This is a genomic window from Bacillus sp. FSL K6-0268 (assembly GCF_038005425.1).
Classification (GTDB): Bacteria; Bacillota; Bacilli; order Bacillales; family Bacillaceae_G; genus Bacillus_A; species Bacillus_A thuringiensis_S.
The window spans coordinates 5,286,770-5,312,192 of record NZ_JBBOTF010000001.1; the positions used below are offsets into that span (position 1 = coordinate 5,286,770).

Sequence of the window (25,423 nt, forward strand, 5' to 3'; positions counted from 1 at the left end):
ATGACTAGGGTATTTTTATACAAATGTTGTTATAAAAATACAAAAGTGGTAACATAAAAATCAGAAAGATGAGGGATGACGATGAGCCATTTGTTAACGATGAGTGAATTATCGGAAGTAGAAATTTCAGAAATCCTAAAAGACGCAGAAGATTTCGCGAATGGAAAAGAGAGCAAAACGACAGAGCAAACTTTTGTTGCGAACTTGTTCTTTGAGAATAGTACGAGAACGAGATTTAGCTTTGAAGTTGCTGAGAAGAGATTAGGACTAGATGTTTTAAACTTTTCAGCGGATGCATCTAGCGTACAAAAAGGAGAAACTCTATACGATACGATAAGAACACTAGAATCAATCGGAACAAAAGCGGTGATCGTCCGCCATGAGCAAGATCGCTACTTCGATGAACTAAAAGATCAGGTAAATATCCCAATCTTAAACGCTGGAGATGGATGTGGAAACCACCCAACGCAGTGCCTACTCGATCTTCTTACAATTAAACAAGAGTTTGGAAGATTTGAAGGATTAAAGATTGCGATAGTAGGAGATGTTCGTCATAGCCGAGTAGCACGTTCTAATGCAGAAGCATTAACGAAACTGGGTGCAACAATTTACTTTGCAAGTCCAGAAGAGTGGAAAGATGAAGACAGCACATTTGGAACATACAAACCATTGGATGAACTTGTTCCAGAAGTGGATGTAATGATGTTACTTCGTGTACAACATGAGCGTCATGATCATTATGAAACAGACATTATGAAAGAGTATCATGAGAGACACGGATTAACAGTGGAAAGAGAAAAGCGTATGAAAGAAGGAAGCATTATTATGCATCCAGCTCCTGTAAACCGTGATGTTGAAGTTGCAAGTGAACTTGTTGAGTGTGAGCGTTCACGCATATTTAAACAAATGGAAAATGGAGTTTACGTAAGAATGGCTGTACTAAAACGCGCCTTACCAAATGTATTAGGAGGAATGAAACATGAATTACTTGTTTAAAAATGGTCGTTATATGAATGAAGAAGGAAAAATCGTAGCAACAGATCTTCTCGTACAAGACGGTAAAATCGCTAAGGTAGCAGAAAATATTACGGCAGATAATGCTGAAGTAATCGAAGTGAACGGAAATTTAATCGCACCTGGATTAGTAGATGTACACGTACATCTTCGTGAACCAGGTGGTGAACATAAAGAAACAATTGAAACAGGTACACTAGCAGCGGCAAAAGGTGGATTCACTACAATTTGCTCAATGCCAAATACACGCCCAGTACCAGATTGCAGAGAACATATGGAAGACCTGCAAAAACGTATTAAAGAAAAAGCGCATGTCAACGTACTACCATACGGAGCAATTACAGTACGTCAAGCTGGTTCTGAAATGACAGATTTCGAAACATTAAAAGAACTTGGAGCATTTGCTTTCACAGATGACGGCGTAGGCGTACAAGATGCTAGCATGATGTTAGCGGCTATGAAACGTGCAGCGAAATTAAATATGGCAGTAGTTGCGCACTGTGAAGAGAATACGCTTATTAATAAAGGTTGTGTACATGAAGGGAAGTTTTCTGAGAAACACGGATTAAACGGTATCCCATCAGTATGTGAATCTGTACATATTGCAAGGGATATACTGCTTGCTGAAGCAGCAGATTGTCACTATCACGTATGTCACGTAAGTACAAAAGGTTCTGTACGTGTAATCCGTGATGCGAAACGAGCTGGAATTAAAGTAACAGCAGAAGTAACACCACATCACCTAGTGTTATGTGAAGATGATATCCCATCAGTTGATCCTAACTTTAAAATGAACCCACCGCTTCGTGGAAAAGAAGACCATGCAGCATTAATTGAAGGATTACTAGATGGAACGATCGATATGATCGCAACTGACCATGCACCGCATACAGCGGAAGAGAAAGCACAAGGAATTGAAAGAGCGCCATTCGGAATTACTGGTTTTGAAACAGCATTCCCACTTCTATACACAAACCTTGTGAAAAAAGGAATTATTACATTAGAGCAGTTAATTCAATTCTTAACAGAAAAGCCAGCTGATACATTCGGCTTAGAAGCAGGTCGCCTGAAAGAAGGTAGAACAGCTGATATTACAATCATTGATTTAGAACAAGAAGAAGAGATTGACCCAACAACATTCTTATCAAAAGGAAAAAATACACCATTCGCAGGTTGGAAATGCCAAGGATGGCCGGTAATGACAATCGTTGGTGGTAAGATCGCATGGCAAAAGGAGAGTGCATTAGTATGAAAAGACAACTTATCTTAGAAGATGGAACAGTATTAATTGGAAAAGGTTTCGGAGGCGAAATTGAAAAGTCAGGTGAGGTTGTATTTACAACAGGAATGACTGGATATCAAGAAACATTATCTGATCCATCATATTGCGGTCAAATCGTAACATTCACGTACCCATTAATCGGAAACTACGGCATTAACCGTGACGATTTTGAATCGATTCACCCATCTGTAAATGGCTTAATCGTAAACGAAATTTGTGATCACCCATCAAACTTCCGTAATGAAATTTCGTTAAATGATTACTTAAAAGAAAGAAATATCCCAGGGTTAGCAGGAATTGATACAAGAAAATTAACGAGAAAAATTCGTCAATACGGTACATTACGTGGACGTCTATGTAACATGGATGCAGATGTAGAATACATCGTGAGCCAATTAAAAGCGACAGTATTTACAGATCACGTGAAACGCGTATCAACGAAAGATCCATACCCAAGCCCAGGCCGTGGACACCGAGTTGTACTTGTAGACTTCGGAATGAAACATGGTATTTTACGAGAATTAAACAAACGTGACTGTGATGTAATTGTAGTACCTTACAATACAACAGCAGAAGAAATTTTACGCCTTAGCCCAGATGGAATTATGTTAAGTAACGGACCTGGAGATCCGAAAGATGTACCAGAAGCAATTGAAATGTTAAAAGACATTATCGGTAAAGTTCCTTTATTCGGAATTTGCTTAGGACATCAACTATTCGCTCTAGCATCTGGTGCGAATACAAGTAAGTTAAAATTCGGTCACCGTGGTTTAAACCATCCAGTAAAACATCTTGCAACTGGAAAAGTAGCAATTACATCTCAAAATCATGGTTACGCAGTAGAAGAAGAATCAGTTAAAAATACAGAACTTGAAATTACACATGTCGCTTTAAATGATGGAACAGTAGAAGGTCTTCGTCATACGAAGTTCCCAGCATTTACAGTGCAATACCATCCAGAAGCTTCAGCAGGACCAGAAGATGCAAATGATTTATTCGAAGATTTCTTAGAAATGATTGAAAACTTCAAGAAAGAAGGGGAAGAGTTATGCCAAAACGCCTAGACATTAACACAATTTTAGTAATCGGATCAGGACCAATTGTAATTGGGCAAGCAGCAGAGTTTGACTACTCTGGTACACAAGCTTGTCAATCTCTTAGAGAAGAAGGTTACAAAGTAATCCTTGTTAACTCTAACCCAGCAACAATTATGACAGATACTGCAACAGCAGATAAAGTATATATAGAACCATTAACACTAGAATTCGTAAGCCGTATCATTCGTAAAGAACGTCCAGATGCAATCTTACCAACATTAGGTGGTCAAACAGGTTTAAACATGGCTGTTGAACTTGCGAAATCAGGCATACTTGAAGAGTGTGGAGTTGAAATTTTAGGAACGAAATTATCAGCAATTGAGCAAGCGGAGGATCGCGATTTATTCCGTACATTAATGCAGGAATTAAATGAACCAATTCCATCTAGTACCATCATTCATACGCTAGAAGAAGCACATGAATTTGTAAAAGAAATTGGATATCCAGTTATTGTTCGCCCAGCATTTACAATGGGGGGAACAGGTGGCGGAATCTGTAGTAATGAAGAAGAACTAATTGAAATCGTATCAGGTGGATTAAAACATAGTCCAGTAACACAATGTTTATTAGAAAAGAGCATTGCTGGTTGTAAGGAAATTGAATATGAAGTAATGCGTGATTCAAATGATAACGCGATTGTAGTATGTAATATGGAAAATATCGATCCAGTTGGAGTTCACACAGGTGATTCTATCGTAGTAGCACCGAGCCAAACATTAAGTGACCGTGAATATCAAATGTTACGAAACACTTCATTACGAATTATTCGTGCATTAGGAATTGAAGGTGGATGTAACGTTCAGCTTGCACTTGATCCACATAGCTTCCAATACTATGTAATCGAAGTAAACCCGCGTGTAAGTCGTTCATCTGCACTAGCATCTAAAGCAACTGGATATCCAATTGCGAAGCTAGCGGCAAAAATTGCAGTCGGTCTAACATTAGATGAAATTATAAACCCAGTAACGCAAAAAACATACGCTTGCTTCGAGCCAGCATTAGACTATGTCGTTTCAAAAATTCCGCGCTGGCCATTTGATAAGTTTGAATCAGCAAACAGAACACTGGGTACACAAATGAAGGCAACTGGTGAAGTTATGTCAATCGGACGTAACTTAGAGCAATCATTATTAAAAGCGGTTCGTTCTTTAGAACTTGGCGTTTATCACTTAGAGTTAGAGCATTTAAAAGAACTTGATAAAGAAACAATGAAAAAACGCATTATAAAAGCTGATGATGAGCGACTGTTTATTGTAGCAGAAGCAATTCGTCAAGGTGTAACGAAAGAAGAAATCAACGAATGGTGTGAAATGGACTTCTTCTTCTTACAAAAAGTTGAAAACATCGTAAATATGGAACGTGAAGTAAAAGCGAATGTAGGAAATATGGAAGTACTACAAACTGCGAAAGAAATGGGCTTCAGCGATCACTACGTTGCAGCAGCTTGGAATAAAACAGAGCGTGAAATTTACGATATGCGTAAAGAAAGCAATATAACTCCTGTTTATAAAATGGTAGATACTTGTGCGGCAGAGTTTGAATCTGCAACACCATACTACTACAGCACATATGGTGACGAGAATGAATCGGTTAGAACAGATCGTAAGAGTGTAGTAGTTCTAGGATCTGGTCCAATCCGTATCGGTCAAGGTGTTGAGTTTGACTACGCAACTGTTCACTCTGTATGGGCAATTAAAGAAGCTGGATATGAGGCAATCATTGTTAATAACAATCCAGAAACAGTTTCAACAGACTTCAGTATTTCTGACAAATTATATTTTGAACCATTAACAATCGAAGATGTAATGCACATTATCGATTTAGAAAAGCCAGAAGGTGTTATCGTTCAGTTCGGTGGACAAACGGCAATTAACTTAGCGGCGAAATTAGAAGAACACGGTGTGAAAATTTTAGGAACATCACTTGAAGATTTAGACCGCGCAGAAGATCGTGATAAGTTTGAAGCAGCTCTAACACAGCTTGGTATCCCGCAACCAGTTGGTAAAACAGCAACAACTGTAGAACAAGCAGTAGCAATCGCTGAAGAAATTGGATATCCAGTATTAGTAAGACCGTCTTACGTACTAGGTGGACGTGCGATGGAAATCGTATATCGTCAAGAAGAATTACTGCACTACATGAAAAATGCAGTTAAAGTTCATGCAGAGCATCCGGTATTAATTGACCGTTACATGGTTGGTAAAGAAATTGAAGTAGATGCAATTTCAGACGGTGAGAATGTATTCATTCCAGGTATTATGGAACATATTGAACGCGCTGGAGTTCACTCTGGTGACTCAATTGGAGTATACCCACCACAAAGCTTATCTGAAAAACTAAAAGAACAAATCATTGAACATACAATTGCACTTGGAAAAGGTTTAAACATTGTTGGATTACTAAATATCCAGTTCGTAGTATTCAAAGATCAAGTGTACGTAATTGAAGTAAACCCACGTGCGAGTCGTACAGTACCGTTCTTAAGTAAAATTACGGGCGTACCGATGGCGAATGTTGCAACGAAAGTTATTTTAGGTCAAGACTTAGTAGAGCAAGGATACGGAACTGGTTATCACCCAGAAGAGAAAGAAGTATATGTAAAAGCGCCGGTATTCTCGTTTGCGAAACTACGCTCAGTTGATACAACATTAGGACCTGAAATGAAGTCAACAGGGGAAGTAATGGGTAAAGACTTAACGCTTGAAAAAGCATTATACAAAGGATTAGTTGCTTCTGGAATTAACATCCCAACGCACGGATCAGTAATCATCACAGTAGCGGATAAAGATAAAGAAGAGGCAATGGAAATTGCAAAACGTTTCCACGAAATCGGTTATAACTTATTAGCAACAGCTGGAACAGCACAATCGTTAGCAGAGCAAAATATTCCAGTGCAAGTGGTAAACAAAATTGATTCTGAAGACTATAACTTACTTGATATTATCCGTCAAGGAAAAGCACAGTTTGTAATCAATACATTAACAAAAGGCAAACAACCAGCGCGTGATGGTTTCCGCATTCGCCGTGAATCAGTAGAAAATGGTGTGGCTTGCTTAACATCACTTGATACAACGAGAGCAATCTTACGAGTATTGGAATCTATGACATTCTCAGCTCATTCAATGAAAGAAATTACGCAAACAAAGCGTCACGAGGTGGTACATGCATGATGCAAAAGCAAAATATGATTGTCGTTAACCAAAAAGAAATCGCAAAAAACATTTACGAATTAGTGCTTCAAGGAACGTTAGTACAGCAAATGAACGAACCAGGGCAGTTTGTACACATTAAGGTAGCAGAGGGCATTGCGCCCCTTCTGCGCCGCCCAATTAGTATTTGTAATGTAGATCAAGAGAAGAACGAATTTACAATGCTATATCGTGCCGAAGGACAAGGGACAAAAACATTAGCAACTAGAAAACAAGGTGAAATGATAGATGTACTAGGACCATTAGGACACGGTTTTCCTGTAGAAGAAGCAGAAGCTGGTCAAACAGCTTTACTAGTAGGCGGGGGAATTGGTGTACCACCACTTTATGAATTATCACAGCGCCTCGTTGCAAAGGGTGTACGTGTGATTCACATCTTAGGTTTTCAAACGAAAGATGTTGTTTTCTATGAAGAAAAATTTGCAGAACTTGGTGATACGTACGTTGCGACAGTAGACGGTACACACGGTACAAAAGGATTTGTCACAGATGTAATTGATAATTACGGAATCGAATTTGACATTCTTTATTCATGTGGCCCGTTAGCGATGCTTCGTGCATTAGAAGGACGTTACAAAGAGAAAAAAGCATATATTTCATTAGAAGAGCGTATGGGCTGTGGTATTGGAGCTTGTTTCGCATGTGTATGCCACTTACAAGAAGATCCAAGTGGACATTCTTACAAGAAGGTGTGTAGCGACGGACCAGTATTTCCAATCGGGGAGGTTGTACTATGAACAGATTGCAAGTTGAATTACCAGGATTATCATTAAAAAATCCAATTATACCGGCATCTGGATGCTTTGGATTTGGTCGTGAATATGCACAGTTTTACGATTTAAGTGTACTAGGATCAATCATGATTAAAGCGACGACAGAACAACCACGTTATGGAAATCCAACGCCTCGTGTTGCTGAAACACCAGGCGGCATGTTAAATGCAATCGGACTTCAAAACCCGGGATTAGACAAAGTAATGAATTCGGAATTACCATGGTTAGAACAATTTGACCTTCCAATTATTGCAAACGTTGCAGGCTCACAGGCTGAGGATTACGTAGCGGTTGCGAAGGAAATTTCTAAAGCGCCTAATGTCCATGCACTAGAATTAAATATTTCTTGTCCAAACGTAAAAACAGGTGGTATCGCCTTTGGTACAAATCCTGAAATTGCTGCTGATTTAACGAAGCGAGTAAAAGAGGTTTCTGAAGTACCTGTATACGTGAAATTGTCACCGAACGTGGCAAACATAGTGGAAATTGCAAAAGCGATTGAAAATGCAGGTGCAGATGGTTTAACGATGATTAATACATTGCTTGGTATGCGTCTAGATTTAAAAACAGCTAAACCAATTTTAGCAAACCGTACAGGCGGATTATCAGGTCCTGCGATTAAGCCAGTAGCAATTCGCATGGTACATGAAGTAAGCCAAGCGGTTAACATTCCAATTATCGGAATGGGCGGTATTGAAACAGCGGAAGATGTAATTGAATTCTTCTACGCTGGCGCAAGCGCAGTTGCAGTAGGTACAGCGAACTTTATCGATCCGTTCGTATGTCCGACAATTATTGAAGAGTTACCAGCATTACTAGATGAATTAGGATTTGATCATATTTCGGAATGTCAAGGAAGGAGCTGGAAGCAAACATGTCACAGTCGTTAATCGTTGCACTAGATTTTCCAGGGAAACAAGAAGTAGAACAATTCTTACACCACTTTGAAGGGGAAGAGTTATTTGTCAAAGTAGGTATGGAGTTATTTTACAAAGAAGGCCCTGCAATTATTACGTACTTAAAAGAAAAAGGACATAAGATTTTCCTAGATTTAAAACTTCATGATATTCCGAATACAGTAAAAAGCGCTATGCGTAGCCTAGCTAGTCTAGATGTTGATATGGTAAATGTTCATGCTGCTGGGGGAAGTAGCATGATGAAAGCTGCGATTGAGGGATTAGAGGAAGGTAAGCAAGAAGGAAAAGAGAGACCGATTTGTATTGCAGTTACACAACTAACAAGCACTTCGGAAGCTATGATGAAAAAAGAGATTGGCATTGAGAAAACGTTAGAAGAAGCGGTTGCTCATTATGCAAAATTAACGAAAGACAGTGGACTTGATGGCGTTGTTTGTTCAACACTTGAAGTTCCAAAATTACGTGAAGTATGCGGAAATGAATTTGTAACAGTAACACCGGGGATTCGTCTTGCAAGTGATGATGTTAATGACCAAGTGCGCGTAGCAACACCGAAACGTGCGAGGGAACTTGGCTCAAGCTACATCGTAGTTGGGCGCAGTATTACGAAAGCAGAAAATCCGCTTGAAGCGTATAAAACAGTAAAACAACAGTGGGAAGGTGTAACAGTATGAAAAAAGAAATCGCATCGCATTTATTAGAAATTGGAGCAGTATTTTTACAACCGAATGATCCATTCACTTGGTCTTCAGGTATGAAATCACCAATTTATTGTGATAACCGTTTAACTTTATCTTATCCAAAAGTACGTCAAGCGATTGCAGCTGGATTAGAAGAGTTAATTAAAGAGCACTTCCCAACTGTAGAAGTTATTGCAGGAACAGCAACTGCTGGTATTGCGCACGCTGCATGGGTAAGCGGTCGTATGGATTTACCAATGTGCTACGTACGTAGTAAAGCAAAAGGTCACGGTAAAGGGAACCAAATTGAAGGAAAAGCTGAAAAAGGTCAAAAAGTAGTAGTAGTAGAAGACTTAATTTCAACTGGTGGTAGTGCAATTACGTGTGTAGAAGCACTTCGCGAAGCTGGCTGTGAAGTATTAGGAATCGTATCAATCTTCACATACGAGCTAGAGTCAGGAAAAGAAAAATTAGAAGCAGCTAACGTAGCATCATATTCTTTAAGTGATTACAGTGCATTAACTGAAGTTGCAGCAGAAAAAGGTATGATCGGACAAGCTGAAACGAAAAAATTACAAGAGTGGCGTAAAAATCCAGCTGACGAAGCTTGGATCACAGCGTAACATAAAAAAAGACGACTGCGGGGGAACGCAGTCGTCTTTTTTATCATTGTTAAAAATTCAAGTAAAGTCCTATCGATATCAAAGAAAATTCATATTATAATCTTTCTACTAAAAACTACTTAGCGCTTTCTGCAAGCTCATATCCTCTTACAAACAATAGAGTCATATAAGAAACAATAAATGAGAAGATGCTGTACATGCCAACCCAAAAGAAGAATTTTGGAGTGAAGGCGATAACACCTATTATTAAAAAACTAGCAAACGTTACAATCGGCATTACGTAATACGTTTTCGTCTTGCGTGTTCCAATAACAGAAACGATAAAGATAAGTAATGGACAAATTAATAAGACGAAAATCAATTCATTCATAGTTATGTCCCCTTTTCTAATGGAAGTAATCTGTACCTCGTAAACGTTTTTTAAATAAATATTCTCTTAATATAACTTCGCTAACATGTAGATAATCCCTTTAGAAAGTCACTGGATTTCATAATAAAAAGCGTAAGCAAGAGAAAACTTGCTTACACTATAGAATAAACATCGCAACGATCGTGGTGACAATTAAGCCAATCACAACTGGTAAAAAGTTTCGGCGTGCGAGTTCAAATGGATCCACTTTACAAATGGCAGCGGCAGGAATAAGCGCCCAAGGAATTAAAGTCCCGCCTCCGGTCCATATGGCAGCAATTTGCCCGAGTGCTGTTAATGTAGCTGTTCCATGCCCAAGTGCTGTTCCAAAAAGATTGGCAATTGAACCAGCAAGTGATATACCAGAAAAGCCAGATCCATCTAATCCTGTTATGACACCAACGATAGTTAATGTTCCCGCCGATACGTATTGATTTAAAGGAACAGTTTGAGATAAGGCAATCCCTAAGTCGTTAATGATTCCATGTGAACCTTTCGGTAAATAGTCTCCGATAATTTTCACAAAACCGCTATCTCCTAAATAAAAGAGTGCAGCAATTGGAATAACTGGACCAAAGATTTTAAATCCAAATTGGAGCCCTTCTATAAAATAATCGGTTGTTTTATTTAGTCCATTACCTTTGTAGGCGATGAGGGAAATGATGATAATCATAATAACAGTCGTTCCGCCGATAAGTGCTGTTGCATCGCTTCCTTGTAGTTTAAATTGAATCATGCAAAGGATATCGATGATATATACGATAGGGATACATATAGCGAGCCATTTCTTTATGCGAGGAGATAATAAAATAGTAGTTTTAGATGGTTCCGTTGATGCAGGGGAGTTTTGCAAGGATAATCCTGTATCAAATTCTTTTCGTAAGAAGAAAAAAGCGACAGAAGTTGTAACAACGCCCATCACGATAACGAGGGGAACACTGGCAGAAACGACGCTGGAAACAGGAAGACCAGCCGCGTCTGCAGTTAATTTCGGTGCACCTTGAATAACGAAGTCGCCAGATAAGGCGATGCCGTGTCCGAATAAGTTCATAGCAATGGCAACCCCAATTGGAGGAAGACCGACGCGTACAGCGACGGGGAATAAAATAGCTCCCATTAAGGCGACAGCTGGAGAAGGCCAAAAAAAGAAAGAAATTGTCATCATTAAAAGGCCGATAATCCAGTAGGCGAGGGTAGGGGTACGAATCATCTTTGTAAATGGTGAAATCATCGTATCATTTATGCCAGTATGAACGAGTAGATTGCTCATTGATACGATAATAGAGATGATTAATATAGTTGGTAAAAGTTCAGTAATAGCGTAAATGAAACTTTGAAAAATACCGCTAACGGCAAGAGGGATAGAACTTGTAGCGGTTAATGCTAATAAAAAGATAAAAACGATACAAATAATCGTCGTATCTTTCCGGAGAATAAAAAAGGTAATAATAGTGAGTAAGCAAATAACATAGAGAGCGTGTAATAGCGTTAATTCAACTCCCATAACATTCACATCCTTAGGCATTCGTGTAGTTTATTGTATGAAAGCAGTGAAAGTATGTGAGTATAGGAAAAGAAAAAAAGTGAAATTTCATGTACTGTAATGGTAAGAATAAAAAATGGATGATGCAATACAATTAATCCTAAAAATGGAATTAGAGGAGGGCGTATGTGCAAAAAATTGGTTTTTGGGGATTTATTATTTCTTGTAGTCTATTAATCATTTTAAATCTATTTACAAACAATGAATGGATAAGTATCAACCCTCTTTTTGGGTTTGTTTTTATACTGTTATACCGATGGGATGACATGAAACAACATAGTAAGAAAAGCATTGGAATTATGATAGGTATCATTGTTGTTTGCTCATTTTTCATAGGGTTTATTTTAATAGAAGGACAGAAACAGATGGAGAAAATGTCTATTTTTCAAGAATGGATGTCTTCTGCAAAAGGTCTTTATATTGTAATTGTAGTTGTTATTTTTCTTAGGTTCACGATAAGAATATGGAGTTACATATTAAAGAGAGGATAGAATGGAGGTAGTAAGAATGAGAGAAAAAATAGGATATTATGGTATGCTCGTTTGTTTACTATTATCAGTTATTTCAGGGCAATTTTTAAAAAGTGAATGGGTACCAGTTATATTATGTATAGGAGTATTGATTTTTGCACCTATGTATCGCTGGAATGGAAAGCATATAGTCGAAAAAAGAAAATGGTTTTCAGCATCGAATTTGTCATTATAATCAGCACAATTCCGTTTTTGTTATGGAAAGGAAATGAGATAATAGATGGAATTGTAATGTTTCAAGGGTGGTTGTTTATTGCGAAAATGCTATATTTAATATGCATTTTAATGTTGGTAGTGGTAGTCACTAAAATAATAAACGAAAAGCTATTCGTTAATGAATAAAAGAAAATGCCACCTTATTCGGTGGCATTTCCTCATTTTACTGCATGAGCTTTTTGCATCTTTTTAATTAAACGAATTTGTCCACGATGATTGATTTCATCTTCAAAAACGTGAAACCACTTAAAATAGTTATTTGCTGGTTTGTCATACCAAAAGTCTGTCGTTTTAAATAACCATTCATCAGGTAACGATTGAAAAGTCTCGATTGTTTTGGAACGTAATTCTTGTAATGTATTTATGTAAAATTCTATAGCGTTTCCTTTTATTTTCTCACGTCCAAGATCGCCTAATTCAATGCCAGGTAACCAGCGTTCTAATTCAGCCTCCGTTGGTTCACGGTCTTCAAAAGTATGAATCTGGTAGTAAAATTCAATAGCAGCCATATGATACAATAACATGCCAATTGAATTTGCTTCCTTATCATATAAATAATCAAGTTCTTCAATTGTTAAACTTTCCACTGCTTGCATTGTTGTATAGCGAGCGTAATTCATCATGGAAACAAGCTTTGAAAATTCTACATGTAAACCCTCCAATTTATCAATTACAAAATTCAATTAAAATTCCCCCTCTTTAAATGAATACTCCAGAGAAGGAATTCTATGTGCAAAAAAAGTTTTGTTTAAACCTTCATAATATTAACAAGGGATTACAATTAGTTCTCTATTTGATTTTGTAATAACGTCATAACCACCTTTGGTGATGACAATATCATCTTCAATTCTACAACCGCCCCAGTTCGGTATGTAAATGCCCGGCTCAACTGTAACAACCATACCTTCTTGTAAAGTTGTCTTGCTTTCTTAGGATAGGCGAAGTGGTTCATGTATTTCTAACCCAAGACCGTGCCCGGTAGAGTGTCCAAAGTATTGACCGTATCCATGTTCTGTAATGTAATTCCTCGTTATATCATCGATACTTTTCGCAGTTTCTCCAGGCTTAATTGCTTCAGTCCCACGCTTTAACGCTTCTCGTACAACATTGTATATTTTTTGGAATTCTTCCGATGGTTCCCCAATTGCTACGGTACGTGTTATATCGGAACAATATCCGTCGTAAAGTGCACCGAAGTCTAATGTAACGATATCGCCTCGTTCGATTATTTTATTTGATGCAACTCCACGGGGAAGTGAAGAACGAACGCCTGAGGCTACAATGATTTGGAATGAAGAAGATGTAGCCCCTTTTTTTCGCATGAAAAATTCTAACTCATCTCGAACGTCAGTCTCGCTTATTCCAGGCTTTAGAAATGTAACAATATGGTGAAATACTTCGTCAGCGATTGTAGCTGCGATTTTCATTGTTTCTATTTCAGATGTGTCTTTAATAAGTCGAATATCTTCAATGATCTCACACACTGGAACCATTTCTGTATGTATATATTTTTGTAGTTTCTTAAATTGTTGCAAAGTCATATTATTGTCTTCTATACCAAGTTTTTGAATGTTTAATTTTGATACTTGATTTGCAACTTCTTCTTCTAAATTTCCTTTATGCATAATAATTTCTGCTGCTTTTATTTCCGTTTTTGCTTGATCTACGTAACGGAAATCAGTAATGAAAATAGCTTTATGCGCAGCAATTAAGACAACGCCTGCGCTACCTGTAAAGTTTGTTGCGTATTGACGGTTTTTTTTTTGTAATCAGTAATCCGTCAATTTCATAGTTTTGTAGTTGATTTTGGATTTTATTAATTTTTAAAGTCATGTTAATTCCCCCTATTCACAGTATTGAATAAAGCAAATAGTGTGCCAAAATGTATATTTGAAGAAAGGATAGTAGGGAAAACATATATTTTAAGGGAGATAAGAAAATAGCCCGCCATTTGTGGGAGACGGTTTGTTTATGAAATTCAGATTGCTTCAATAAATAGCAGGGGGATGAAAAAATATTGATTGGAGTTACACTTGTACTTTATTTACATGCTTTAAAAAATTTATACAAATGTAAAATGACACTGTCAATTTTTTTGACAATATTAAATGGATATAGCAACTAAATTGAAAATAAATAAAAAATGCGTTGCTTATAAGCAACGCATTTTTTATTTACGCTTTTAATTTCATTACAATATCAGCATCTGGTGTTACATATACGGTTTGCTGATTGTCGTACGTAACAAAACCAAGTTTTGCACCACTCGGTTTTTTGACATGGCGTATTTTGGTGAAATCAACAGGTACAGAGCTAGACTCTTTCGCTTTACTGTAATACGCAGCAATTTTGGCAGCTTCTAGTAAAGTTTCTTCAGCAGGCTCTAAAGAACGAATGACAACGTGAGAGCCAGGTATGTCTTTCGTATGTAACCAAATTTCATCACGGCGGGCAAACTTCGTTGTTAAATAATCATTTTGTTTATTGTTTTTACCAACGAAAATCTCTGTACCATCACTTGCTAAATATTTATCTAATACTGGTTTAGTAGGTTTTTTCTTTGTGTTTTTCTTTTTGCGATTGCGCACATAACCTTCTTCAGCTAATTCTTCACGAATTTCTTCAATATCTTTTGAAGAAGCAGCTTCCATTTGTTGAAGTAAGCTATCAAAATAAAGAATTTCTTCATTTGTTTTTTCGATTTGTTCTTCTACAATAACAACTGAATTTTTCGCTTTTTGGTACTTTTGGAAATAGCGTTGCGCATTGTCAGATGGTGTTTTTAAAGGATCTAATGTAATTTTTACAGTTCCGCTATTTTCGTCGTAATAGTTAACGACTTCAATATCTTTATCCCCTTTTTTCAAAGCGTACATATTGGCTGTAAGTAGTTCTCCAAATAGTTGATATTTATCTGCCTTTCCGGCATCTTGCAGTGTTTTTTCGAGTTTAATGAGTTTTTTCTCGTTTTTATTTTTTTCGTTTTGCATAAAGCGTTCTAAATCATGAGCTTGTTGTTTTACACGATCACGTTCTGCTTTGCCAAAGAAGAAACGATCTAACAATTCGCTCACTGATGAGAATGTTTTTTCTTCTCCTTGCAAGTGTGTAAGAGGGAAAAGATAAAAGAATTCTTTTCCATTTGCAGTAATCATTGCTGGTGTATATGCATGAGATAGTAATGGTGTTTGTATAGAGAAAAATGCTTCTGATAATGCTTTCTCATTTACCATACCGGCTTTCTTTACTACTTCTTTTGCAAATAATGGGGATATTCCCATGAAAGCCCCGACGAGTTGTTTATCCATATTTCCAGATAGAAAGTCTAGCGGTCTAATAAAATCATCTGCGGTTTCAATTTGCAGAGGATTGATTTTATGTTGGGCTGGTGGCGCGACGTACTCAGCACCAGCATATACAGTTCGGTGACGGTTTACGGCTAATGAAACGTGTTTTAAGCTATCTAAAATCACGTTTGTTTTCGTATCTAATAAGATAATGTTGCTATGTCTTCCCATTATTTCAATTACTAATGTTTTTAATGATTCGTCTCCGATTTCATTACGACTGCGAACTGTAATTTGGATAATCCGTTCTAAGTCGATTTGTTCAATTTTTTCAATAAATCCACCTTCTAAATGTTTACGAAGAAGCATACAAAACATCGGCGGTATTGCTGGCGAATCGTAGTTTTGATTCGTTAAGTGCATACGCGCATATGTAGGATGAGATGAAAGAATTAGTTTTTGGTTCTTTCCATTCGCTCGAATATGTAATAAAATCTCGTATTTTGAAGGTTGGTATATTTTGGAAATCCTTCCCGTGTAAAGAGAATTTTCAATTTCATGTGTAATCGCTCTTGTAAATAATCCATCGAATGCCATTAATGAACACTCCTTTCTAACTAAAAGTTAATTATAGCATTTTTTTGGACGAGGCTGAATAAGCTTTCAATAGAGTATGTCTGGAATCAGGAGGTCGATGGCAGGATGAACTGGTATGGAATGCGAGCACATGAAGTGGAAGAAAGAACGAATACGAATGTAAAGGTTGGACTTACGGAGAAAGAAGCAGAAGGGCGAATTAAGAAATTTGGTACAAATGAATTAGAAGAAGCAAAAAGGCCTTCTGCACTAATGGTATTTTTAGCGCAATTTAAAGATTTCATGGTACTCGTTTTGTTTGGAGCAACAATTGTTTCTGCGTTTTTAGGTGAATACATTGATTCTATTGCTATTGTTGCCATTGTTATTATCAATGGTATTCTCGGCTTTTTTCAAGAAAGAAAAGCTGAAAAATCATTGGAAGCTTTAAAGGAACTAGCTGCTCCACAAGTTACTGTAATGCGGAATGGAAAGTGGGTAAAAGCACCATCTAAAGCACTTGTTTTAGGTGATATTATTAAGTTTTCCAGTGGTGATCGTATTGGGGCTGATGTGCGTCTTGTTGAGGCATCAAGTTTATATATTGAAGAGTCTGCTTTGACAGGGGAGTCCGTACCTGTGCAAAAGAAGGTAGAAGCATTGCAAGGGCAAGAGGTTGCAATTGGTGATCAAAAAAATATGGCTTTTATGGGGACAATGATTACGCGAGGATCTGGAACAGGTGTCGTTGTAGCAACTGGTATGAATACAGCGATGGGTCAAATTGCAAATATGTTACAAAATGCAGAGCAAATGGAAACACCACTGCAAAGAAGGTTAGAACAGCTCGGAAAAATATTAATTATTGTAGCTCTTATTTTGACAGCGCTCGTTGTATTGGCTGGTGTGTATCAAGGGAATGAAGTATATCATATGTTTTTAGCTGGCGTATCGCTAGCTGTTGCGGCTATTCCAGAAGGGTTGCCAGCAATTGTTACAGTAGCTTTATCACTTGGTGTACAGCGTATGATAAAAAAGAGAGCAATTGTACGAAAGTTACCAGCCGTAGAAACGTTAGGTTGTGCTTCCGTTATATGTTCTGATAAAACGGGGACAATGACGCAAAACAAAATGATGGTAACACATATGTGGTCAGGCGGAGAATTGTGGAAAGTGACAGGGCAAGGATATGAACCTAATGGCTCTTTTATGAAAGGTGAAATAGAAGTGAATCCAGCTAAGACAAAAGCACTTTATCAGCTACTTACATTTGGTTCACTATGTAACAATGCAAATATTATTCAAAAGAAAAAGGCGTACGTATTAGATGGAGATCCAACAGAGGGAGCGCTTGTAGCTGCAGCAATGAAAGCTGGGATTACACGTGAGGCATTGAAAGGGAAATTTGAAATTATTCGTGAATTTCCATTTGATTCAACTCGAAAAATGATGAGTGTTATTGTACGAGATCGAGAGGGGAAGAAGTTTATTGTTACGAAGGGAGCACCGGACGTTCTTTTGCAAATGAGTCAAACGATTTTATGGGGGGATAAGCAGCAGCCGTTAAGTGAGTTATATAGAAGAGAAGTACAGGCGGCTATTCATAGCTTAGGTAGTCAAGCGCTTCGAACAATTGCAGTTGCGTTTAAACCTTTAAAAGTCACGGATTCTATTGAACATGAAAGAGACGTTGAAAAAGATTTTATGTTGGTTGGGATACAAGGTATGATTGACCCGCCAAGGCCAGAAGTGGCGCAGGCGGTAAAAGAGTGTAAAGAAGCTGGTATTCGAACGGTAATGATTACAGGTGATCATAAAGTGACAGCAATGGCGATTGCTGAACAATTAGGAGTTTTGCCACCAGATGGACGCGTTGTTGAAGGCGTAGAACTCGCGAATATGGATGTGGAGGAATTAGAAAATGTTGTAGAAGATACGTATGTATTCGCTCGTGTATCACCTGAGCATAAATTAAAAATTGTTAAGGCACTGCAAAATCAAGGACATATAGTAGCCATGACAGGCGATGGAGTGAACGATGCTCCAGCTATAAAAACAGCGGATATTGGGATAGCGATGGGAATTACAGGGACAGATGTTGCGAAAGAGGCCTCTTCACTTGTTTTACTAGACGATAATTTTGCTACAATTAAATCAGCAATTAAAGAAGGAAGAAATATATACGAGAACATACGTAAGTTTATTCGCTACTTATTGGCGTCAAACGTTGGAGAAATTTTAGTCATGTTATTTGCGATGTTACTTGCATTACCACTGCCGATGGTTCCTATTCAAATTTTATGGGTGAACTTAGTTACTGATGGTTTACCAGCGATGGCATTAGGTTTGGATAAGGCTGAAGGAGATGTGATGAAGAGAACGCCGCGCCACCCGAAAGAAGGGGTATTCGCTAGAGGGCTTGCGTGGAAAATAATAAGTCGAGGGTTTTTAATTGGGGCAGTGACGTTAGTAGCGTTTATTATTGCGTATAACCAACATCCAAATGAACTGAAATATGCACAAACTGTAGCGTTCGCGACGTTGGTACTTGCTCAGCTTATTCATGTATTTGATTGTCGTAGTGAGCATTCTGTCTTTCACCGCAATCCATTTGGGAACGTGTATTTAGTAGGGGCGGTTATCATTTCGTTACTACTCATGCTAGTGGTTATATATTATCCACCGTTACAACCGATCTTTAGCACAATGCCGATACAAGCAAGAGATTGGTTATTAATTGGAGGTTTGTCATCAATTCCGACTTTCTTACTAGTAGGTTCTTTATTAACAGGGAAAAAGGCGAAAAAGAAAAAGCCAATGTTATATAAGAAGGGATTAAACTTGAAATAGTCAATGTTATGAAAATGTGATATAATTTACAGAAGGTAGTAGAGCCTTGTCTCTATTACCTTTTTCATTGAGTTATTTTATGGCTTGGATGTGATAAAAATGATTTCTAGTATGACAGGGTTTGGAAGATCGAAAGTAGAAAGTGATACTTTTCAAATTACAGTAGAAATGAAATCGGTGAACCACCGTTTTTTAGAGATGAGTATTCGACTTCCTAAGCAAATGATGGTATTTGAGGACAAAATTCGTAAAATAATTGCACAGCAAGTTCGACGTGGACGCATTGAGGTGTCTATTAGTATAGCAGGTGAAGGACTTGTTGAAAGAAAATTAAGTGTGAATTGGTCACTTCTTGAGCAGTACCAATCGATGATGGAAGATATAAAAGGAAAGTTTCAATTACAAGATTCTATTACACTCGAGCAATTAATGGCAATGCCAGAAGTAACAGCAATTGAAGAAATAGAAAATGTAAATGAACATTTTGAGAACAGTTTATATGAGGCTGTTCGTCAAGCTGCTCATATGTTGAAAACGATGAGAGATGGCGAAGGAGAACGATTACATAAAGATATAGCGTATCGTTTACAAGAGATTAGCAATTGTGTAAATGCAATTATTCCACATGCACCAATTGTTACACAAAAATATCGTGAACGATTAGAAAATCGCTTAAAAGAATTACATAATCAAGAGTTAGATGAACAAAGATTGCTAACAGAAGTCGCAATCTTTGCAGAGCGTTGTGATATTCATGAAGAGTTAGTTCGTTTGCAAAGTCATTTAGAGCAATTTCATGAAACATTGCAGATTGAAGAGCCTGTTGGAAGAAAAATGGATTTCATCGTGCAAGAGATGCATAGAGAAATTAATACGATTGGTTCTAAGGCAAATGACTTAACAATTTCAAAATATGTTGTAGAAATGAAAAATAACCTTGAAAAAATTCGTGAACAAGTACAAAATATTGAGTAGCTTTCAAAAAATATATAAAGTTATACGTGGTGGAGAAATCGGATAGACTTACTAGGAGGCGCAAACTATGGCCATGCGGTTTTTAAATATTGGATACGGAAATATTGTATCTGCTCATCGAATTATTGCTATTGTAAGTCCGGAGTCAGCTCCTATTAAACGAACAGTACAGGAAGCACGCGAACATAATGCTTTGCTTGATGCTACGTATGGGAGAAAAACAAGGGCGGTTATTGTTATGGATGATGGGCATGTTGTATTAAGTCCAATTCAACCAGAGACGATTGCACATCGTTTGAATAATAAAGAAGATTTAAGTGAGGAAGGGTAGGTTTTACATATTTATGAGAAGTAGAAGAGGATTGCTCATCGTTCTTTCAGGGCCTTCTGGGGTTGGAAAAGGAACGGTTCGTAAAGAGCTGTTTAGCCATGAGGATACACGTTTTCAGTACTCTATTTCAGTAACGACACGTAAGCCGCGTGAAGGTGAAGTAGATGGTGTGGATTATTTCTTTAAAGAAAGAGAAGAATTCGAGGAAATGATTCGTAATGAAAGATTACTTGAGTGGGCTGAGTTCGTAGGTAATTATTACGGAACACCGATTGACTATGTTGAAAAAACATTACAAGAAGGAAAAGATGTATTCTTAGAAATTGAAGTGCAAGGAGCAATTCAAGTTAAGAAAGCTTTCCCAGAAGGTGTATTTATTTTCTTAGCACCTCCAAGTTTATCTGAACTAAAGAGCCGTATTGTCGGCCGTGGTACAGAGACTGAAGATGTTATTGAAAATCGTTTAACTGTAGCGAAAGAAGAAATCGAGATGATGGACGCTTACGACTATGTAGTAGAAAACGATCAAGTTGAATTAGCTTGTGATAGAATTAAAGCAATTGTGGTTGGCGAACATTGCCGCCGCGAAAGGGTAGCAAAATATTATAAAGAAATGACGGAGGGTCTATAATTATGTTAAATCCATCAATTGACTCATTACTACAAAAAATCGATTCTAAATACACACTAGTAACAGTGGCTGCAAAGCGTGCACGTGAAATGCAACTTGCTAATAACTGTGTTGTAGAGCAACCGGTTTCTCATAAGTGTGTAGGTAAAGCATTAGAAGAAATCGATGCGGAAGTATTAAGCTACGTACCAAGTGAAGATAAAGTTGCTGAATAAGCCTTTGCCTTCGACAAAATAAAACATAGACTTTATAATTTTCTATGTAACGGTAACAACCTATTTACAAGTAGGTTGTTATTTTTTTACGAAAGGAATGAAATATTGGTACTGACGAGCTGGGAATTCTATTTCAGTATTATAAGTTTGAAAAAGAAAGAGGACGAGTCATATGCTAAAAGGGAAAAAGATACTTCTATGTGTAACAGGAGGCATTGCGGTTTTTAAAGCAGCTGCGTTAACGAGTAAATTGACACAATCTGGCGCGATTGTAAAAGTAATGATGAGTGAGTCGGCAATGAAGTTTGTTACGCCTCTTACATTCCAAGCACTTTCTCGCCATGATGTATATACGGATACATTTGATGAGAAAGACTCGGCTGTTATTGCTCATATTGATTTAGCAGATTGGGCGGATGTTGTACTTGTCGCACCTGCTACTGCCAATTGTATTGGAAAGTTAGCTGGTGGTATTGCAGATGATATGATTACAACTACTTTGTTAGCTACTGCAGCTCCGGTATGGATTGCGCCTGCTATGAATGTGCATATGTATGAAAATAAAATTGTTCAAAAAAATATGATGACATTGAAAACGCTAGGATATACGTTTATTGAGCCTGGGGAAGGCTTTTTAGCATGTGGATATGTAGCAAAGGGACGACTAGAAGAACCTGAAGCGATTATCGCACGGTTAGAGGAAGCTTTCTCAGAACACAAACCATTGCAGGGAAAAAGAATATTAATAACTGCTGGCCCAACACGTGAAAAGGTTGATCCAGTTCGTTTTATGACGAATTTTTCTTCTGGAAAAATGGGGTATGCGATTGCAGAAGTGGCGGCGAATTTAGGCGCTGATGTTATACTCGTTTCAGGACCGACAGCATTAAATCCACCGTTACATGTAACGACAGTGCAAGTGGAATCTGCACAAGATATGTTAGAAGCAGTTCTTCAACATTATCAAAACGTAGACGTTGTCATTAAAACAGCAGCAGTTGCAGATTATCGTCCGAAATATGTTCATGATAATAAAATGAAAAAGCAAAATGGTGATGCTGTCATTGAACTCGAAAGAACGGTGGATATTTTAAAAACGTTAGGTCAGAAAAAGGATAAACAGTTACTTATCGGTTTTGCTGCTGAAACGACAAATGTAGAGGAATATGCAACGAAAAAACTACGTGAGAAAAATGCAGATATGATTGTCGCGAATGATGTAAAAGCGCAAGGAGCTGGATTTGGCACGGATACGAATATTGTAACGATGTATAGAAAAGATGGAAAAGTTATTGAGTTGCCACTTTTAATGAAAAAAGAGGTAGCTCGTGAAATATTAAAGCAAATTGAAATGATGTTAGAAGATGATCGTTTATGAAATTTGCAAGTGTAATTGTTGATGTACCTGCCCGTCAGACAGATCGACCATTTGATTACATTATCCCTAAAAAATGGGAAGATATTGTACAGACAGGAATGCGGGTAGTAGTTCCGTTTGGGCCAAGAAAATTGCAAGGTTTTATTATTGGGATTAAAGATTCGGTGGATGTAGAAAGTAAGAAGTTAAAGACGATCCATGAAATATTAGATGTAACACCGGTTTTAAATGATGAATTATTAAAACTTGGATATTGGCTTACAAGTGAAACGTTATGCTACATGATTTCAGCTTTTCAAGTGATGCTTCCAACTGCGATAAAAGCAACGTATAAAAAACGTCTACAACTTTGTAAACAGGAAGAAATAGCACCTGAAATACTATATTTATTTCAGGATAAAGAAGCAATTGATTTTGAAGTAATCGAGCAACAGCCACATTTATACCGGACTATTCAACAAGAAATTAAAAATGGTACGGTTGAAGTCGTTTATCAAGTGAAAGATAAAGTACAAAAGAAGAAGCAAAGAGTTGTTCAGCCGGAGTTGCCAGAAGATAAATTAGAATTAGCGGCATTTGAACTGAAAAGTAAAAAACAACAAGATGTACTCTATTATTTTGTGGAAAATTATAAAAGTGTACCGTTGAAAGTAATTACAGAAGAGTTACAAATAACAGATGCTCCAATAAAAGCACTTGTTAAAAAGGGATTCATTTCAGAAAAGTATGTGGAAGTATACCGAAATCCGTATGACGATGATGGTTTTGAACAAACGAAACCATTGCCACTTACGGAGGAACAAAAACAAGTTATTACACCGATTTTATCATCAATTACAAATGAAACTTATAATCCATTTTTACTATATGGTGTTACAGGAAGTGGAAAGACAGAAGTATATTTACAATCTATAGCAGCAGTGCTCGAGAAAGGAAAAGAAGCTATCGTTCTTGTTCCTGAAATTGCACTAACACCCCAAATGGTGGATCGTTTTAAAGGTAGGTTTGGCTCGCAAGTTGCAGTTCTTCATAGTGCGTTGTCTGTTGGAGAAAAGTATGACGAGTGGCGTAAGATTTTAAGAAAAGAAGTGAAAGTTGTAGTTGGTGCGCGTTCAGCCGTTTTTGCGCCTTTTGAGAATTTAGGGATTATTATTATTGATGAAGAGCATGAATCAAGTTACAAACAAGAAGATAATCCAAGGTATCATGCAAGAGATGTGGCTGTCTGGAGAGGGCAATACCATAAATGTCCTATCGTTCTTGGTAGTGCGACACCAACACTTGAATCGTTTGCAAGGGCGAAAAAAGGTGTTTATGAACTACTAACAATGGAAAAACGTATGAATGAACAAGCTTTACCAACGGTAGAGATTGTTGACATGCGAGAAGAACTTCGTGACGGGAATCGATCAATGTTTTCTAAGGCGCTGCATGAAAAAATAGCAGATCGATTAGAAAAGAAAGAACAGATGGTACTCTTCTTAAATAGAAGAGGTCATTCTACATTTGTTATGTGCCGTGATTGTGGGTATGTTGTACAATGTCCGCATTGTGATATTTCATTGACATATCATAAAATGAATCATCGTTTAAAATGTCATTATTGTAGTTACGAAGAAAATATGCCAACTGAGTGTCCAGCTTGTCAAAGTACATACATTCGTTTCTTTGGTACAGGTACACAAAAGGTAGAAGAAGAAATTACAAAACTATTTCCAGAGGCGCGAGTCATTCGAATGGATGTAGATACGACAAGTCGAAAAGGAATGCATGAAAAATTATTAAAGGCGTTTGGGGAAGAAAAAGCAGATATATTACTTGGAACACAAATGATTGCTAAAGGATTAGATTTTCCAAAAGTAACGCTTGTTGGGGTTTTAACTGCAGATACGATGCTTCACTTACCTGATTTTCGTGCAAGTGAAAAGACATATCAGTTATTGACGCAAGTAAGTGGACGAGCGGGTAGACATGAATTGCCAGGGGAAGTTGTGATTCAAACGTATACGCCAGAACATTACAGTATAGAGTTAGCGAAGAACCAACAATATGATGTGTTTTTTGACCAAGAAATGCAAATGAGACGAACAAGACAATATCCTCCATATTACTATGTTGTACTCGTAACCGTATCTCATCCTGAATTATTAAAAGCGGTACAAGTGACGGAAAAAATTGCCTCGTATTTACGAACGCATTGCTCGCAGCAAACAATGGTGTTAGGACCAGTTGCTTCAGCAATTCCAAGGATAAAAGATAGATATCGTTATCAATGCATGATAAAATACAAACGGGAACCAAACTTAAAGAACGTGCTCAAAATGGTAAATGAACATTATCAAGCAGAAATGCAAAAAGAGCTACAAATCTCAATTGATTTTAATCCAACAATGTTAATGTAGCGGAGGGAAATATGGCAGTTTTAGAAATAGTAAAGCATCCAAATGAAGTGTTAGAAACACCATGCGAAAGAGTAATTAACTTTGATAAAAAGTTAGTGAAATTGTTGAAAGATATGCATGAAACAATGTTAATTGCGGACGGAGTCGGTTTAGCTGCGCCTCAAGTAGGTGTAAGCTTGCAAGTAGCGGTTGTTGATGTCGATGATGATACTGGGAAAATCGAGTTAATCAATCCATCAATATTAGAAAAACGTGGTGAACAAGTAGGTCCCGAAGGATGTTTAAGCTTCCCGGGACTTTATGGTGAAGTAGAACGTGCGGATTATATTAAAGTAAGAGCACAAAATCGCCGTGGGAAAGTATTTTTATTAGAAGCGGAAGGATTTTTAGCGCGTGCAATTCAACATGAAATCGATCATTTACACGGTGTTTTATTTACATCGAAAGTGACAAGATATTATGAAGAAAACGAACTAGAATAGGTG

Annotated in this window: 21 protein-coding genes and 2 pseudogenes; 18 read left to right on the plus strand and 5 right to left on the minus strand. The window is 37.5% G+C overall.

All coding sequences use genetic code 11. The features are described 5' to 3' along the window. The first annotated feature begins 81 nt into the window (after positions 1–81). From pyrB to pyrE, 8 genes are read left to right on the plus strand one after another with little or no spacing between them, the layout of a single operon-like run. Positions 82–996 (plus strand): aspartate carbamoyltransferase, encoded by a 915-nt coding sequence (gene pyrB / locus MHI28_RS27740; protein WP_000018846.1) that lies wholly within the window; start codon positions 82–84, stop codon positions 994–996. Continuing rightward, the gene (gene pyrC / locus MHI28_RS27745; protein ID WP_001108387.1) at positions 980–2,266 is read left to right on the plus strand and encodes a dihydroorotase; all 1,287 of its coding nucleotides are present in this window, start codon (positions 980–982) and stop codon (positions 2,264–2,266) included. The genes pyrB and pyrC overlap by 17 nt, the downstream gene beginning before the upstream one ends. Beyond that, a complete protein-coding gene (locus MHI28_RS27750; RefSeq protein ID WP_000828669.1) occupies positions 2,263–3,360 on the plus strand; it encodes a carbamoyl phosphate synthase small subunit in 1,098 nt (365 codons plus the stop codon). The genes pyrC and MHI28_RS27750 overlap by 4 nt, the downstream gene beginning before the upstream one ends. Continuing rightward, entirely contained in the window at positions 3,345–6,563 is a 3,219-nt protein-coding gene (gene carB / locus MHI28_RS27755; protein ID WP_001126139.1) for a carbamoyl-phosphate synthase large subunit, read from the plus strand. Before MHI28_RS27750 ends, carB begins: the two co-directional genes overlap by 16 nt. Then, positions 6,560–7,339, plus strand: coding sequence for a dihydroorotate oxidase B electron transfer subunit (gene pyrK / locus MHI28_RS27760; protein WP_000983355.1), 780 nt, complete (start codon positions 6,560–6,562; stop codon positions 7,337–7,339). Before carB ends, pyrK begins: the two co-directional genes overlap by 4 nt. Further along, the gene (pyrD, locus tag MHI28_RS27765; protein WP_001081049.1) at positions 7,336–8,265 is read left to right on the plus strand and encodes a dihydroorotate oxidase B catalytic subunit; all 930 of its coding nucleotides are present in this window, start codon (positions 7,336–7,338) and stop codon (positions 8,263–8,265) included. The genes pyrK and pyrD overlap by 4 nt, the downstream gene beginning before the upstream one ends. After that, the gene (pyrF, locus tag MHI28_RS27770) at positions 8,250–8,966 is read left to right on the plus strand and encodes an orotidine-5'-phosphate decarboxylase (protein WP_000083509.1); all 717 of its coding nucleotides are present in this window, start codon (positions 8,250–8,252) and stop codon (positions 8,964–8,966) included. The genes pyrD and pyrF overlap by 16 nt, the downstream gene beginning before the upstream one ends. Then, positions 8,963–9,595 carry an orotate phosphoribosyltransferase gene (gene pyrE / locus MHI28_RS27775; protein WP_000711463.1) on the plus strand — a complete coding sequence of 211 codons (633 nt, stop codon included), beginning with the start codon at positions 8,963–8,965 and terminating at the stop codon, positions 9,593–9,595. The genes pyrF and pyrE overlap by 4 nt, the downstream gene beginning before the upstream one ends. Positions 9,596–9,710: 115 nt before the next feature. Here the strand turns inward: pyrE and MHI28_RS27780 are convergent, their stop codons facing one another. Both MHI28_RS27780 and MHI28_RS27785 read right to left on the minus strand, forming a co-directional pair. Next, complete coding sequence (locus MHI28_RS27780) at positions 9,711–9,965, minus strand: YbeF family protein (RefSeq protein WP_001003933.1); 255 nt, start codon at positions 9,963–9,965, stop codon at positions 9,711–9,713. Positions 9,966–10,122: 157 nt separating this feature from the next. Then, a complete protein-coding gene (locus MHI28_RS27785; RefSeq protein WP_000537904.1) occupies positions 10,123–11,508 on the minus strand; it encodes a membrane protein in 1,386 nt (461 codons plus the stop codon). Between the two features lie 167 nt (positions 11,509–11,675). On the opposite strand from MHI28_RS27785, the gene MHI28_RS27790 reads away from it, so the two are divergent. Both MHI28_RS27790 and MHI28_RS27795 read left to right on the plus strand, forming a co-directional pair. Then, positions 11,676–12,038, plus strand: a complete 363-nt coding sequence (locus tag MHI28_RS27790) for a YoqO family protein (protein ID WP_001169220.1) — start codon at positions 11,676–11,678, stop codon at positions 12,036–12,038. Between the two features lies 1 nt (position 12,039). Continuing rightward, positions 12,040–12,419, plus strand: a pseudogene (locus tag MHI28_RS27795) (YoqO family protein). A gap of 32 nt (positions 12,420–12,451) precedes the next feature. Here the strand turns inward: MHI28_RS27795 and MHI28_RS27800 are convergent. The 3 genes and pseudogenes from MHI28_RS27800 to MHI28_RS27810 all read right to left on the minus strand — a co-directional run bounded on the left by MHI28_RS27800 (position 12,452) and on the right by MHI28_RS27810 (position 16,177). Beyond that, a complete protein-coding gene (locus MHI28_RS27800; protein ID WP_001012054.1) occupies positions 12,452–12,976 on the minus strand; it encodes a DinB family protein in 525 nt (174 codons plus the stop codon). Positions 12,977–13,057: 81 nt separating this feature from the next. Next, positions 13,058–14,126 (minus strand): annotated as a pseudogene (locus MHI28_RS27805) (M24 family metallopeptidase). 341 nt (positions 14,127–14,467) lie between these two features. Next, entirely contained in the window at positions 14,468–16,177 is a 1,710-nt protein-coding gene (locus MHI28_RS27810) for an Rqc2 family fibronectin-binding protein (RefSeq protein WP_000863281.1), read from the minus strand. 105 nt (positions 16,178–16,282) lie between these two features. On the opposite strand from MHI28_RS27810, the gene MHI28_RS27815 reads away from it, so the two are divergent. The 8 genes from MHI28_RS27815 to def all read left to right on the plus strand — a co-directional run bounded on the left by MHI28_RS27815 (position 16,283) and on the right by def (position 25,420). Further along, positions 16,283–19,006 (plus strand): calcium-translocating P-type ATPase, SERCA-type, encoded by a 2,724-nt coding sequence (locus MHI28_RS27815; protein ID WP_001104763.1) that lies wholly within the window; start codon positions 16,283–16,285, stop codon positions 19,004–19,006. Positions 19,007–19,105: 99 nt separating this feature from the next. Then, complete coding sequence (locus tag MHI28_RS27820) at positions 19,106–19,981, plus strand: YicC/YloC family endoribonuclease (RefSeq protein WP_000625867.1); 876 nt, start codon at positions 19,106–19,108, stop codon at positions 19,979–19,981. Positions 19,982–20,048: 67 nt separating this feature from the next. Then, positions 20,049–20,312 carry an extracellular matrix/biofilm regulator RemA gene (remA, locus tag MHI28_RS27825; RefSeq protein WP_001251456.1) on the plus strand — a complete coding sequence of 88 codons (264 nt, stop codon included), beginning with the start codon at positions 20,049–20,051 and terminating at the stop codon, positions 20,310–20,312. Between the two features lie 13 nt (positions 20,313–20,325). Further along, a complete protein-coding gene (gene gmk / locus MHI28_RS27830; RefSeq protein WP_001257742.1) occupies positions 20,326–20,943 on the plus strand; it encodes a guanylate kinase in 618 nt (205 codons plus the stop codon). 2 nt (positions 20,944–20,945) lie between these two features. Further along, positions 20,946–21,158, plus strand: a complete 213-nt coding sequence (gene rpoZ / locus MHI28_RS27835; protein ID WP_000933962.1) for a DNA-directed RNA polymerase subunit omega — start codon at positions 20,946–20,948, stop codon at positions 21,156–21,158. A gap of 172 nt (positions 21,159–21,330) precedes the next feature. Continuing rightward, entirely contained in the window at positions 21,331–22,536 is a 1,206-nt protein-coding gene (coaBC, locus tag MHI28_RS27840; RefSeq protein WP_000911744.1) for a bifunctional phosphopantothenoylcysteine decarboxylase/phosphopantothenate--cysteine ligase CoaBC, read from the plus strand. Then, entirely contained in the window at positions 22,533–24,938 is a 2,406-nt protein-coding gene (priA, locus tag MHI28_RS27845; RefSeq protein WP_000666722.1) for a primosomal protein N', read from the plus strand. Before coaBC ends, priA begins: the two co-directional genes overlap by 4 nt. Positions 24,939–24,949: 11 nt before the next feature. Then, positions 24,950–25,420 carry a peptide deformylase gene (def, locus tag MHI28_RS27850; RefSeq protein WP_000279470.1) on the plus strand — a complete coding sequence of 157 codons (471 nt, stop codon included), beginning with the start codon at positions 24,950–24,952 and terminating at the stop codon, positions 25,418–25,420. Positions 25,421–25,423: the final 3 nt, after the last annotated feature.